This is a genomic window from Kovacikia sp. CALU 1929, assembly GCF_056784235.1.
Genome location: NZ_JBXBCF010000083.1, coordinates 66,624 through 80,886, shown reverse-complemented (window position 1 = coordinate 80,886; position 14,263 = coordinate 66,624). Strand labels below are relative to the sequence as shown.

At 53.0% G+C, this 14,263-nt stretch carries 12 protein-coding genes; 6 read left to right on the top strand and 6 right to left on the bottom strand.

Annotated elements, in window-relative coordinates; all coding sequences use genetic code 11:
- Positions 1-209 precede the first annotated feature (209 nt).
- Positions 210-2,465: an ATP-dependent helicase gene (locus AC1S52_RS22365; RefSeq protein WP_482031255.1), complete on the top strand. Its 2,256-nt coding sequence runs from the start codon at positions 210-212 to the stop codon at positions 2,463-2,465.
- Positions 2,466-2,472: 7 nt separating this feature from the next.
- Here AC1S52_RS22365 and AC1S52_RS22360 read toward each other — a convergent pair whose 3' ends face one another.
- Positions 2,473-2,793: a TMEM14 family protein gene (locus AC1S52_RS22360; RefSeq protein ID WP_482031254.1), complete on the bottom strand. Its 321-nt coding sequence runs from the start codon at positions 2,791-2,793 to the stop codon at positions 2,473-2,475.
- Positions 2,794-2,876: 83 nt separating this feature from the next.
- Between AC1S52_RS22360 and AC1S52_RS22355 the strand changes: the two genes are divergently transcribed.
- The 3 genes from AC1S52_RS22355 to AC1S52_RS22345 all read left to right on the top strand — a co-directional run bounded on the left by AC1S52_RS22355 (position 2,877) and on the right by AC1S52_RS22345 (position 5,614).
- Positions 2,877-3,830 carry an isopenicillin N synthase family dioxygenase gene (locus AC1S52_RS22355; RefSeq protein WP_482031253.1) on the top strand — a complete coding sequence of 318 codons (954 nt, stop codon included), beginning with the start codon at positions 2,877-2,879 and terminating at the stop codon, positions 3,828-3,830.
- Between the two features lie 65 nt (positions 3,831-3,895).
- Entirely contained in the window at positions 3,896-4,324 is a 429-nt protein-coding gene (locus tag AC1S52_RS22350) for a hypothetical protein (protein ID WP_482031252.1), read from the top strand.
- Between the two features lie 171 nt (positions 4,325-4,495).
- Positions 4,496-5,614: an N-acetylmuramoyl-L-alanine amidase gene (locus AC1S52_RS22345; RefSeq protein WP_482031251.1), complete on the top strand. Its 1,119-nt coding sequence runs from the start codon at positions 4,496-4,498 to the stop codon at positions 5,612-5,614.
- Between the two features lie 72 nt (positions 5,615-5,686).
- On the opposite strand, the gene AC1S52_RS22340 is transcribed toward AC1S52_RS22345, so the two are convergent.
- Positions 5,687-6,946, bottom strand: coding sequence for a dicarboxylate/amino acid:cation symporter (locus AC1S52_RS22340; RefSeq protein ID WP_482031250.1), 1,260 nt, complete (start codon positions 6,944-6,946; stop codon positions 5,687-5,689).
- 268 nt (positions 6,947-7,214) lie between these two features.
- Here AC1S52_RS22340 and AC1S52_RS22335 point away from each other — a divergent pair, with 268 nt between their 5' ends.
- Entirely contained in the window at positions 7,215-8,687 is a 1,473-nt protein-coding gene (locus AC1S52_RS22335; RefSeq protein ID WP_482031249.1) for a 16S rRNA (cytosine(967)-C(5))-methyltransferase, read from the top strand.
- A gap of 63 nt (positions 8,688-8,750) precedes the next feature.
- The gene (locus AC1S52_RS22330; protein WP_482031248.1) at positions 8,751-9,173 is read left to right on the top strand and encodes a tellurite resistance TerB family protein; all 423 of its coding nucleotides are present in this window, start codon (positions 8,751-8,753) and stop codon (positions 9,171-9,173) included.
- Between the two features lie 15 nt (positions 9,174-9,188).
- Here AC1S52_RS22330 and psb35 read toward each other — a convergent pair whose 3' ends face one another.
- The 4 genes from psb35 to AC1S52_RS22310 all read right to left on the bottom strand — a co-directional run bounded on the left by psb35 (position 9,189) and on the right by AC1S52_RS22310 (position 14,218).
- Complete coding sequence (gene psb35 / locus AC1S52_RS22325) at positions 9,189-9,392, bottom strand: photosystem II assembly protein Psb35 (protein ID WP_482031247.1); 204 nt, start codon at positions 9,390-9,392, stop codon at positions 9,189-9,191.
- A 92-nt stretch (positions 9,393-9,484) separates the two neighbouring features.
- On the bottom strand, positions 9,485-11,836 hold the full coding sequence (locus AC1S52_RS22320; protein WP_482031246.1) for a transglycosylase domain-containing protein: 2,352 nt from the start codon (positions 11,834-11,836) through the stop codon (positions 9,485-9,487).
- Between the two features lie 221 nt (positions 11,837-12,057).
- Positions 12,058-13,113: a chlorophyll synthase ChlG gene (gene chlG, locus AC1S52_RS22315; RefSeq protein ID WP_482031245.1), complete on the bottom strand. Its 1,056-nt coding sequence runs from the start codon at positions 13,111-13,113 to the stop codon at positions 12,058-12,060.
- Positions 13,114-13,120: 7 nt separating this feature from the next.
- Entirely contained in the window at positions 13,121-14,218 is a 1,098-nt protein-coding gene (locus tag AC1S52_RS22310; protein WP_482031244.1) for a Get3/ArsA fold putative tail anchor-mediating ATPase NosAFP, read from the bottom strand.
- Positions 14,219-14,263: the final 45 nt, after the last annotated feature.

The window sequence follows — 14,263 nt, the reverse complement described above, 5'->3', positions numbered from 1 at the left end:
GGGTGAGGAGGTGAGAGGGTGAGAACTTTCAACCTTCAGCCGTCTCCCATAAGCTTCACAACCCACAACGCTTACAGCCGTTTCCCCTGGCATAAGCTGTATCCACATCCATCCCCTCATCTCCCCATCCACACGCCGTTGTGGTTTACGCATCCAAAAATCGCTGTAACTCTCAACTCTTAATTCTCAACTCTCAACCCTCTTCCCCCATGTCTCCCCCCTCCCCCTCTCCAACGCTTTCTCTCCAGCAACTTCAGGACTCGTTGCGTCCGGGGCAGCGGGAGATTGCGGATTGGCAGGGTGGACCCCTGGCAGTGTCGGCAGTGCCGGGGGCGGGCAAGTCTACGGGCATGGCGGTGGCAGCGGCGATCACCATTGCTCGGCATCAACTGCATATTCGTCGTCAACTGGTGGTAGTAACCTTTACGCGATCGGCGGCTGCCAATATTAAGCTCAAGATCCGGGGCTATCTCAAGAATCTGGGGTTGCCCGCCACTGGATTTACGGTACAGACGTTACATGGGCTTGCCTGGGCGATCGCCCGTGCCCATCCAGAGCTATCCGGGTTGAACCAGGACAGTGTGCTGGTTACGCCTAACCATAGCCATCGCCTGATTCGGACCTGTGTGGAGCAATGGATTTCGGCAAATGCCCGCCTCTATCAAATGTTGATTGAAGGACGGCAGTTTGATGGCGAAGAAACGGAGCGGTTGCGTCGCCAGTCGGTATTGCGAACTGAGGTGTTGCCTGCCCTGGCTTCGACCGTCATCCATGAGGCGAAAAGTTCTGGGCTAATGCCGGAAGACTTGCGCCAGCAGAGCAATGAGATGACGGATGAATACTCGGTGCTGGCGATAGCGGCAGGGCTGTATGAGTTTTACCAGATGCAGCTTCGGTTTCGTAACCTGATTGATTACGATGAAATGATTTTGGGGGCGCTCAAAGTTTTGCAGGATGAGGCTGTTCGAGCGTTCTGGCAAAAACAGACCTTTGCTGTCTTTGAGGACGAGGCACAGGATTCCAGTCCCCTCCAGACTCGATTACTGGAAATTCTGGCGGCTGACCCCAGGGACATGGGGCCGGCTGGACAGGATAATCTGGTTCGTGTTGGCGACCCCAATCAAGCTATTAACTCGACGTTTACACCAGCAGACCCTATCTTCTTTCGAGAATTCTGTGCCGCCTGTGAGCAACAGGGCAGACTGGCGACCATGACCCAGGCGGGGCGTAGTAATCGACGAATCATTGATGCGGCAAATTTTGTGCTTCATTGGGTCAATCGATCAGGGGTGGCAGGCAGTGAGCAGCCGTTTCGGGTTCAGCAGATTCAGCCTGTGCCAGCCGATGACCCCCAACCCAATGCAAATCCATCGGCTGAAGGAAAGGGACTGGAGATTTATACGCCTGAAGATGTTTACCAGACAGTGGAATGGATTGGCAAGCGGGCGATCGCCTTGTTCAAGCGAAATCCCGATAGCCGAGCAGCGGTACTGGTGCGGACGAATGAGCAGGGGCGATTTGTTGCTAGAGAACTGGATCGCTGGTATGGAGAGAAGCTACTGGTGTATGAGGTGGGACAGCGCGATCGCCAATCCCACGTTCCGGCTGAACTATTGAGGCTACTACAGTTTATTGACCGTCCCCATTCCCCGGACTACTTAAAAGCAGCCCTCACCACCCTGGTAGAACGTAAACTGATTCCGACTCAAGATCTCAATACATTGGTCAGCCTGCCGGAACAGTTTCTTTATCCAGGACCGCTCGAAACCCCTGCACTGGAACCTGTGATTCAGGCTCGACTTTATTGCACCGGACTGCTCCATGCCCGATTAGAATTGCCGCCTTATCAACTGATTCCTTTTCTGGCACTTTCCCTCAACTACGACCAATCTGAACTGGCAACGGCGGATAAGCTGTCAGAACGAGTGACCCAGCAAATGGCTGGAGATAACTCTCTCTCAGCAATCCTGAGCATTCTGAACGAAATTGTTTCGTCAGAGCAGTTTGAGCCGGTGGATGCGGAAGACCCAGAGGAGCGCTACATGCGTGCCGGTCAGTTGACGGTGATTACCATGCATAAGGCGAAGGGGCTGGACTGGGACTTTGTTTTCCTCCCGTTTCTGCACGAAAACACGATTCCGGGTACCCTATGGGTGCCACCTCAGACGCAATTTTTGGGAGAGTTTACGCTGGCAGAAGTTGCCCGCGCTCAGATTCGTGCCAGCATTCACAACCAGTTCCCCCTGCCGGATACTCAAACAGCCTGGGAACGGGCGAAACATCTGAAAACTGCCGAAGAATTCCGTCTGCTTTACGTTGCCATGACCCGAGCAAAACGGCTGTTGTGGATGTCAGCCGCCCAAAAAGCACCCTTTACCTGGAACAAGCCAGACAATTTAGATGAACGCAAACCCTGCCCGGTCATTCCTGCGTTGATCGAGCAATTTCCCTGGGCAGTGAGTTAGTAGGGGTCTAGCTACCGACTATCCAGCCGCTAAAAAATACCAGGGTCGCAACCAGACTGAGAGCCGCCATCAGCCCTGCGGGCATAAATTTACCTGTTTTGCGGAACCGGATGGCAAAGACTATCAGTAGGACGAGCGCCAGAGCGGCTGCTAGAGCCAGTCCGATCGCAGGGGTTTGACCTGCGATATACCAGGCGATCGCCAGTGCTACTCCACTTGCAACACCTGAAATTAGCGATGCTTTGCTTTCAGCTTTGACGTAGCCTACAATTCCGCCTGCCAGAACCAGTACAGCGTAAACCAGAATGAACCAGATAATGGGGGACATTGCGGTGTGAACCTATGAAATGTGTACCCTGTAGGAATGTATATCCTGTAGAAATACGGATTACCGTTATTCTCCCTCAGATTATGGCTCTTACACAGACAATTCCGGTTCTGGACTTGCAAGACTTTTGCGGGGGCGATCGCAGCAGTCGCCATAGGTTTATACATCAGTTGGGTGTGGCACTGGAGGAGATCGGTTTTTTTGCGCTCGTCAATCATGGCGTGGACTCCAATCTAATTCAAACTGCCTATCAGGTTGCTGAGGCATTTTTTAAACTCCCAGAAGCCATCAAACGTCAATATGAAAAGCCAGATCTGCATGGGCAGCGGGGATTTACCTCCTTCGGGCGAGAACATGCCAAAGATCATCCCTTTCCAGACTTGAAAGAGTTCTGGCATGTGGGGCGAGAGGTTCCACCTCAGCATCCCCTGGGCGATCGCATCCTTTCCAACCTTGCGCCGATCGAAGTGCCCTCGTTTCACCCCGTGATGAATCAGCTTTACCGGCAACTAGAAGCTTGCGCCGTTGAATTGCTAACAGCCTGTGCCCTCTATTTAGAGGAGCCAGAAAATTTAATCAGTGCCATGATTCAGGATGGCAACACCATTCTGCGGATCATTCACTATCCACCAGTTCCTGGCAATGCACACCCCGCCAGCCTTCGATCTGCTCCCCATGAGGACATTAATTTGATCACGCTCCTGTGTGAATCCACCACGGATGGCTTGGAACTGCTTCAGCGGGATGGCACCTGGCTCCCCGTTGCCGCCCTACCGGGACAAATCATTGTTGACAGCGGCGATATGCTTCAGCAGCTAACTAATGGACGGTTAAAAAGCACTACCCATAGAGTCACGAACCCAGTGGACAGTCGCGAACGGCGATTCTCCATGCCTTTTTTTGTCCATCCCCGTTCCGAGGTAGACCTGACGCCTTTACCGAAAAGCATCACCAGCACCGGGGGACAAAGGTTTCCCAGCATCACGGCGGGTGCCTATCTGCAACAGCGGTTGCAGGAAATTGGTCTGGCTGTGTAAACTACTGAGATCCCTAACTTTCAGAGTTAGGATAGGGAGATAAATCGTCGCAGCAGGAATACCCGATGATTAACAAACAACGAAGACCAGAACTCGTTGGACCCAGACGGCGTTCAACCGGGCGATCGGTTCAACGAATGCACATTTTTTCTAGCTTCGATGAACTGGGGCGGAAGGATTTTCTGTCCGGGCTATTGCTCTGGGTGGTAATCATGGTTGTCAGCTTTTTGCTGCTACCGGCTTTAGGCGCAATTCAACCAGGAGAGCGTTTGAGTCTGTGGTTTGCACTCAGCCTGCCGCTTGGGATTGGAGGCGCTTTTCTGTTGGGATCCAGTTCTCGTTTCGTCGCCATTACCAACGAGCGCTCTTCTAGTAACAGCAAAACGTTGTTATCCCTTTTAGGACAATTTGGTGGCTGGATTGGGCTGGCAGGCATCGTGTTTCCCTTTGTGATGGTGACTGGTGAGTTTTTTGCCCGGCTGTCTGCCCAGTAAGCAGGTGCGCGATCGCCCCGATTGGGGGAAAACTCATGGGTATGCTGATGGGCTCCATACCTGTATAATTTTTAGCTCTAAGGGATGTCATTAGCTCGGCAACTATTTAGGACAAATCGCGTCTTGACAGATTTGTGACATTTCCCTGAGACAGGTTAGGCAGGTACGGCTGTGAAATTGAACTGGTTTCTGCCCGCTCTAGTGGGCATGGTGTTGATTTCGGCTGCCGCAGAAGCAGCGACCCTAGAGCAGTGGCGATTTGACCGGGGGCAAAACCGGCTTGAGCTAAGAACCGATCAACGGGTTCAGCCCCGCGCTAAATTATTAGCCCAACCAACTCGCCTGGTAATTGATTTACCAGGAATCGTTCTTGGAAGACCGCTACAAAGTGAATCGGTTGGCGGAGCAATTCGTAGCCTGCGGGTGGGGCAGTTTGACCGCAATACGACCCGTGTGGTCGTTGAACTGGCTCCGGGATACACGATTGATCCAAAAGCAGTCCGGCTGCGTGGTGTTTATGCAAACGAGTGGGTGGTGCAGTTGCCCGAACCCGAACGTTTGCCGCCATCCGTGTCAAACGAGCCTGACCCCGGAGAACCCGATCGGCGACCCCTGCCAGCCGCCGCTGAAACGGTGATCCTGGTTCCCTTTCCAGAGCAGACCCGGCTTTCTCCCGCAACCGCTCCCCCCAGGGCTGCTACCCGTCCAACTCCCCGCACCAGTCTTCCCCCCCTGCGCAACCCCAACAGTCGAGTCGTAGTTGTGATTGATCCGGGACATGGGGGACCCGATCCAGGAGCGGTTGGCATCGGTGGGCTGCGAGAAATCGATGTGGTGATGCCTATCTCTTTACGAGTGACAGACATTCTACGGAGAGAGGGCATTGAAGCCGTTCTAACCCGTGAGGACGATCGCGATTTAGGGCTTGAACCCCGTGTGCAAATTGCCAACCGGCTCAATGCAACGGTGTTTGTCAGCATTCACGCCAATGCCATCAGCATGTCCCGCCCAGATGTTAATGGCTTGGAAACCTATTACTTTAGCTCTGGCAAAGCCCTGGCAGACACCATTCACCGCAGTGTTCTGAACGGTACGGAAGTTCGCGATCGCCGGGTCAGACAAGCCCGTTTCTACGTCCTGCGGCGAACGTCCATGCCATCTGTCCTGGTCGAAGTTGGTTTTGTGACTGGTGCAGAAGACGCTCGCAGGCTGCGAGATCCAGCCTTTCAGAATCGCATGGCAGAGGCGATCGCTCGGGGAATTTTGCAGTACGTGAAGCCAGGAAGATGAGGGGTGAGGGGTGAGCAAGGGGGAGGGGGATGAAGGGGTGGTGTTCCCTATCCATTTCAAAACTTTCAACTCTCAATTCTCAACTCTCAACTCCTCACTTTTTACCCCCTCTTCCTCCTCAGGTAGTGAAAATCCGTGGTTTTCCCAGCGACTTAACAAGACTGCGTTTACGACATTGCCGGTGATGTTAACGATGGTCTTAAAGCCATCCGTCAGGCGGTCAACCCCTGCAACCAGTGCCACGCCTTCCACGGGCAACCCCGCTGCCGATAGAACCGTTGCCATCATAATGATGCCGGAGCCGGGGACACCGGCTGTACTGAAGGAAACCAGCAGGGTGCTGAGGGCGATTGCCACCAGCAGGTCAACGGTCAGGGGAATGTGGTAGATCTGGGCGATAAAAAGGGCATTGAACCCTTGATAAATGGCTGACCCGTCTCGTTTCAGTACGGTGCCCAGGGGGATGGCAAAGCTGGCGATCGTCCCGCTCATGCCGTAACTTTCCTGCGCATCCTGTAACGCCAGGGGTAAGACTGCATTTGTACTGGCGGTGCCAAACCCCAGGGAAAAGGTTGGAAAAAAGGACTTAAAAAACTGAATTGGCTTAGCTTTCAGCACAAATAGCATTAACAGATAAATGCCCATCATTACGATGAATGCCAGCAGCAAACCGAGTACATAAATCAGCAGGCGGGCGATCAGTCCAAACCCCTGGGTGGCAATCACAGAGCTAATCAGAGCAAAAACTCCCACTGGAGCCGTGTAGAGGATAATGGACAGGACTTTTTCAAAAATGACATAGACACTTTCAACCAGATTGACAAAGCTGGCTGATTTCTCTCCTGCCAGTTGAATGCCTGCCCCAATGAGTGCTGCCGAAAAAATTACTTGCAGCAGATTCCCGGTTGCCATTGCCTCTAACGGATTGACCGGTACCAGGCTGACCAGCCAATCAATCAAGGATGGGCGTTGGGTCGTACTTGCTGCCACATCCAGGGAGAAGCCAGCCATCCCAGCCCCCGGTTTTAGTAGAAGGGCAGTCGTAATTCCTAAAGACACGGCGATCGCCGCCGTCAGCACATATCCCGTAAATAACTTCAGCAGGTACCGCCCGACCTGAGAGGCATCCCGCACCCCGGTTAGCCCCAAAATCAACGACGAAAACACAATCGGGACGACCACAAATTGGATGAGGCGAAGAAAGCTATTACCCAGGGGAGTGAGAAGATAGTGATCAACTGGCGCGATCGCCTCTGGGAAAACCCCATTCAACAGAGCGCCAAATAGAATCCCTACCCCCAACGAACTGAGAATGAGCGTTGATAAATTCATAAGCCCACGCGCGTCTCACCCAAACTAACTCGTTCAATCTATCATCGTGAGGGAGGGGACGGGGAGGTAGGAGTTTTGAGTTGAGAGTTTTGAGTTGAGAGTTTTGAGTTAGGGATAGCCCATGAGATAAGTGGTAGAGGAAGTAAGGTGGTAGATGGGGGTAGATACCAACAACAACTGTTCTTTCTTTTTTTCCACCACCTTCCCCAGATCCCCTCCCCATCTCCCCCTCACTCTCAACGACTTCCCCATACCCTGTCTCCCTTCCGTGTCTCAAACTTCCCGCCAAACTGCATTTCTCGCTCTCCGTCAGGTGCATCGTGGAGCTTTTGCGGATGTGGCGCTGGATAAAGTACTCAGTCAGTCAGGTCTGAGCCAACTCGATCGCCGCCTGGTCACGGAGCTAGTCTATGGGAGTGTCAGGCGACAGCGTACCCTGGATGCCATCATCGATCACCTGGCGAAGAAGAAGTCGCACCAGCAGTCTCCCGACCTGCGAACTATCCTGCATCTAGGTTTATATCAACTCAGCTTCCTAGATCAAATTCCGGTATCGGCGGCGGTTAACACGACGGTAGACCTGGCAAAACAAAATGGATTTGCTGGACTATCGGGGTTTGTGAATGGGTTGCTGCGGAGGTGGGCTAGGGAGAGGGAGGAGAGGGCGCAGAGGGGCAGGGGGGCAGGAGAGAGGGAAGAGAGGGAGGCGAGGGAAGAACCCACTGGCAGCCAATCGCTAATTACTAACAGCCAAGAGGATGAGAGTAATTTTCTATCCTCTCATCCTTTATCCTTTATCTTTCCTCCTTCTCCTGCCCTTCCCCCCATCGATCGCCTGGGTATTCTGCACAGTTATCCCAACTGGATCATTGAAGTTTGGCTGGAGCAGCTTGGGCTGGAGGAGACGGAGCAGTTGTGTGAGTGGATGAACCAACCACCGCAAATTGATTTACGGATCAATCCTCTACGAACCAGGATTGAGACAGTGGAAGCGGCAATGCAGGCAGCCGGGGTTCCGGTTGGGCGGGTGCCCCACCTGCCCCAGGCATTGAGGCTGCTGGAACCAGTCGGTTCGATTCAGCAGCTACCGGGGTTCAGTGAGGGCTGGTGGATGGTGCAGGATAGCAGCGCTCAGCTAGTGGGCTATCTGGTTGATCCACAACCGGGGGAAGTGGTGGTGGATGCCTGCGCTGCACCGGGAGGCAAAACCATGCACCTGGTAGAACTGATGCACGATGAAGGGACGGTGTGGGCCTGCGATCGCACACCCTCCCGACTCAAAAAGTTGCGGCAAAATGCAGATCGGCTGGGTTTAGTTTCGATTCAAATCTGTGAAGGCGATAGCCGCGACCTGCCCCAGTTCAAGCAAGGGTGCGATCGAGTCCTGGTGGATGCCCCCTGCTCTGGCTTGGGAACCTTACACCGACACGCCGATGCCCGCTGGCGGCAAACCCCTGACTCCGCTCAGGAACTGGCTGCACTCCAGACCCAACTGCTAGACCAGGCAGCCTCCTGGGTCAAACCCAGCGGTATTCTGGTCTATTCGACCTGTACCCTCCATCCTGCTGAAAATGAGGCGGTGGTTCAGACCTTTCTTACCAACCATCCCAACTGGCAGATTGAACCCCCAACCTCTGATTCACCCGCCGCCGCATTGGTCACACCTGAAGGATGGGTCAAAATCTGGTCCCATCGATCCGATATGGATGGGTTTTTCATGGTTCGGCTAAAGAAGAGTTGAAGAAGTGGCTGAGTAAGAGGGGTTGGGTGTAGGGTACAGGTAATCCATCATTACCTAAAAGCGATGACAGCAGATCCTAAGGTCAAAACCCTCGTCAAAATCCTGATTGGCGCTGCCTGGATCGACGGGCAGATCCAGCCGGAAGAGCGGGAATATCTGCACCGGGTGGTCAAGGAAAAAGGTGTTGCGAATGAACCTGATATCCAGCCATTGCTTTACGAGTTTAGACCTGTAAAACCAGAGGAGTGCTATGGCTGGGTCAGGGAGTTTTTGGGCGATCAGCCAACCACCGAAAACTGCCAGCAACTGATTGAGGCAATTAGCGGGCTGATTTACAGCGATGGTACGGTTGCCAATGAAGAAGCTCGCCTGTTGACCAACCTGCAAAAGCTAGACCCTGGACATGAGCCTGAGGACCCGAATGACAGCACGGTTTTAAAGACTATTCGTAATCTTTACAAGCGCTGGGTTTCTAGCCTGGATTAATCCAGCGATGAGCAGCTACGACTCAGATGAGTCTTCAGGCTTAACTTTTGGGATAAAGTCGGGGCGATCCTTGTCTTCCCATCCAGCGGGGCGCTTAGAGTTGTACCAGGCAATCGAGCCAATGGTAACAGCGGCAATAAATCCCACAACATATACCGCAGTAAATGCTACGGGAAAGTGCATTCCTGCGCTTGTAGCGGTAGCGATCAATCCGTTCATTCGACACAACTCCTGGTCAATTACCTAAAGAAAAACTACAGAAATTAAACCTACATCTGCTCCTAGCCCATGGAAACTCCTGGAAGTTTGACTCAATTAGCAGTGGGAAGAGAATCAACGGCTGGGGGAGCAGGCGGTTCGGCAGGAGGAAGCTCAGGTGGAGCCGTATTAGTTGGTGGGGGTGGCTCATCAGGCACTTGAGGCGCTTCTGGGGGTGGAACATCAGATGGAGGTGCCTCAGCGGGAGCCGAATCAGAGGGGGGGGGATCATTATTACGTGAACTTTCTGCTGGTCTGGCTGGTTCTGTGTATCTGGAAGGGGCGCTCTGACGGGTTTCCGAAGAGGGAGCCTCGCTGGTGTACGCCCGGTTGGGTCTGACTGGCTTGGCTTTCATGGATCCCTTACGAGTTTCCAGATTTGGCAACTCAGGAAATGTTTTGACTGCCATTCCTCTGGATGCTACGGTCATAAAGTCATGCCAGACGGATGCAGCGGTGCTGCTATAGCTCCAGGTGGGGGCATTGTCATCATTGCCCAGCCAAACCCCTGCAACCAGTTGAGGAATAAAGCCAATAAACCAGAGATCGCGGGCTTCTTCAGAGGTGCCAGTTTTTCCAGCCACTGGACGACCGATCTGGGCTGCCCGTCCCGTTCCGCTGTTGACTACACTCTGCATCATCCAGGTTGCGATCGCGGCTGAGCCTGGATCCAGCACCCGTTTGGAACGGAAGTCTGACTGGTATAAGACCTCGCCGTTGCGGTCAATGATGCGTCGAATGCCATGGGCCTCTGTATATTTACCCTGGGCGGCAATGGTTCCATAGGCGTTGGCTAACTCCAGTAAGTTGACCTCAGAGGCACCCAGAGCTAGAGAATAGGTTGGCAACAGCTTAGACTTGATGCCCATCTGATTCGATAGCTTAATCACGGGATCAAAGCCGGTATCGATCAATAGCCTGACGGAGACAATGTTAACCGAGTTGGTCAACGCTTCCCGCAGGGTCATCCAACCGCTATATTTGCGACTGTAGTTTTCTGGCTTGTAGCCATCCACCGTGTAAGGGGCATCCAGGTAGCTGGTGTAGGGGGACATGCCCGTGGCGATCGCAGCGGTGTACAGCAGGGACTTAAAAGCAGACCCCGGTTGGCGCTGCGCCTGGGTTGCCCGGTTAAATTGGCTGCGGTCAAAGTCAGTACCGCCCACCATCGCCCGGATTTCTCCCGTTTGAGGGTCAACCGCAACCAGAGAGGCTTGCTTAAACCCTTCATAAGGTCCAATTTCATTCACAGCATTCTGGATTGCCTTTTCAGCCGCCTTTTGCCAGTGGGGATTGAGGGTGGTTTCAACCGTTAACCCACCAACCTCCAGGGCTTCTTTAGAAAGGAGTCTGGGAAGCTGCTGCTGGACATAGGCAGTGAAATAGGGCGTATCACTGTATAGCTTTTTAGGAACACTGGGCTTTAGCGCTAGTGGTAATGCCCGTGAGGCTTCCTCCTCCCCTGCCGTAATAAAACCGGCTTCCCGCATCCGCTGTAGCACAATATCTCGGCGCTGTTTCGCCGTATCCAGGTTAACTAAAGGCGAATAGTCACTGGGAGCAGGCGGCAGTCCGGCAATGGTAGCAATTTCAGGTAAAGTGAGTTTGTCCACGGATTTGCTGAAATAAACCCAGGCGGCATCGGCTACCCCATATGCCCCTGAACCCAGGTAAACCAGATTCAAGTATCTTTCCAGGACTTGCTGTTTACTCAACTCCCGTTCAATCTTTTGGGCTAGAAAGGCTTCCTGAAGCTTACGTCCAAAACTTCGCTCTTGATTCAGGTAAACAACGCGGGCAAGCTGCTGGGTTATGGTGCTGCCACCTTCTACCAGATCTCCGGCAAGCAGATTCGTCGCCATTGCTCGCACAATGGACTGTACGTCAACCCCATTGTGCTGATAAAACCGTCGATCCTCCGCCGCAACAAAAGCCTGCACAACCTTTTGGGGTATTTGCTCATAGTCCAGCTTATCGCGGGTTGCCGGTCCTCGCTGCTGTAAGACGCTGCCATCAGCCGCTTTGATGGTGAGAGTGCCATTGCGAACAAAGCGGGATATATCTGAAACATCGGGCAGTTCACTCTCAATGCTCCAAATTCCTAAAGCCAGAATACTCCCACTGCCACCGGCTAGCAAAAATGTAACCCAGAGCCAGCGGCGACGGGGTTTTGGATGCTGGGGCAGCTTTGGTTGGAGAGGGTTTGGATCGGTTTGATCGAGATCCGGTTCTGGCTTGTCAAATAACCGCCTCAGTTTCAGCACAACCCCTTCATTGCGGCGCGATCGCCGGGGGGAAACTGGCTGCCGATTTGCAGCCGGATCATGCGAACCTTCAGACTGGAGTGACTCTGAGCTTTTAGAGCCGGTTGAGATGTTTTTAATCTTTGAAATAAAATCGTCCACACCAAAGCCTCATCACCACCAAGTTATTACCCGCTCCATTGTAAGGTCTTAAATTTGCATTCCCGAAGGAGAGCAATCTTCAAAACCTATCCCTAAACCAGCAATGTTCAAGATCCGAAGTGTTACCTGTCAATTTGGAGCTAAAAACCGTTCGACTTTTGACCTGGGTTTTGCTTGATTTGCATCAAGGCTAACACTGAAATCGACTGTCTATTGTCCATTTAAACACCAGCATGACCCAGTGCCAGAGCCGCAACCAGCATCCCTAAAACAAGGAATGGCTGGGCACTTGCCTGATACTTCACGTCATTTTTTAGCGGATCGCGGAGGAAGTACATATCCTGGAAGGTGACCTGAGGGATCACCAACAGCAATAAGATTGCAGCATACAGGTTCTCATGAATGGTGATCAAGTAGGTGGCAATGCCAACTTGGAAAACATCGATCATGAAAACGCAAATCCAGGCAGCGGTGGCAATACCAAACATTACTGGGAGAGACTTTAAGCCAAGCTGGCGATCGCCTTCCACACTTTTGAAGTCGTTTACGACGGCAATCCCTAACCCGGCCAGACTGTAAAACAGCGTCAGCAGAATAATGGTCAGATTTAAGTCACCAAATAGGGCATGACCTGCCCACCAGGGCAAAGCAATGTAACTGGCACCCAGGGCATAGTTACCCAACCAGCCGTTTTGCTTAAGCTTCAGGGGTGGGGCAGAGTAAATATAGGACAGAAAGCAACCACCAATGGTCAGGGCGGTAATGGTTGGGAACTCGTGCCCTGCCCATTGATCTAACCCGTAAGCCAGGGCAATGCCGGAAAGCAGTAGAACGAGGATTTGGGTGACGACCTGGGGAATCGAAATTGCACCAGAGGGGATGGGACGATAAGGCTCGTTGATGGCATCAATTTCGCGATCGTAGAAGTCATTCAAGGTCTGGGTGTAGCCGGTCAGTAAGGGACCGGAAAGCAACATACAGGCGGCAGAGATGAGGACATACTCCAGCGACCAGCGGAAACTACCAGAGGAAGCTGCACCGCAGACCACGCCCCAGATCAGGGGAATCCAGGTAATCGGCTTCATCAGTTGCAGCCGGATCTTCCAGATCGAGGTTTCCCCCGGTTGGGCACCCTTCATGCCAAGCAGTTGGCGGGTTTTAGCGCTCCGGTCAGCGGCGGTATCAATCGCAGCCCCATCAGAAGTTGCCTGCGCCCCCTCAGAGGGTATTGCGGCAGTAGACTCAGCCTCGATTTGAGAAGGATTCAGGTCAGACATATTCTTACTAGAAGGAAATAATTAAAAAGCTGTCCTGGAACTTAGCTCCGGCGACGGGCTTACCCCTTAATTCAGGTGGCAGAAAAATATTGCGGCGCTGATCACCCGCTTCAATCGTAATTTCGGGTCCGTATTGGGTCAGCTTGACGTGTTTCTTGTCAAAGCCGGGAAGAAACAGGCTGACTTTTCGCTCTGCCACATTAATCGCGATCGGGGGGGGAACCTGAGAGGTCAGCTCAAAATCAGGTAGGGCATCAATCAGGGGTTGCCAATCATTGACAGGTTGATTTGCTACGGAACTAACCGGGAGTGGGGCAAATTTTTCGCTGAACGGGCTGGTATCGCTCGTTTGATTGGCAATCACCCCGCCCACGGTCAGCCCCACTTGCTGAGCTGCTCCCCAGAGATGACGGGCAGTCGCGATCGCCCCTTCTTCTCCAGTGGTCACCAGGTAAGCGATTACCCGCTTGGGGTCGGCGATCGCCTGCCTGCCCTGCTCCAAAATATCGTTTGCCTGCCGTGCCACGGGCTGATTGAAGGGGTCATCGGTCCAACTGACATTTAACACCGCACTGGCAATCGGTTGAATAAAAGGGGATAGGGTTTTGCCCAGGTCAGAGTCAGCAAAGACCTGGCGAAACCGACGAATATACCAGCCTGCAATTTCAGGCATCCCTAACATTCGCAAAGTTGCCTGATCGCCTGCCCCATCCAGCACAATCACATCATATTTGCCGCTGGCATCGTATTCCCGAATCGCATTCAGCACCAGCGCACCATCCATTCCAGGCAGAACACCTAATTCCTGCCCAAATACCTCCTTAAAGAAGGGAGTCCGAAGATACTGTGCCTCTAACTTTTTCAGTTCTTCCCAACTGCGCTCTAGCAGAGTCGCTGCTTGAAACTGAATCACTTGTAAATTAGGAGCCAGATCCTTTGGATCGGGTTCCAGCACCATTCCCAGCATTAAACCAGGGGCGGGTCCTGCTTCCTGAATGGCTAGAAGCACCCGCTTACCCTGGTTGGCAAACCGTTTAGCGGCGGCGATCGCGATCGTGGTTCGACCAACGCCACCCTTACCTAAAAAAGTCAAAATCAGAGCCATGTGTCAACTTCCCAAGCTCTACCTGCACTGAACAGTTTAACGAGC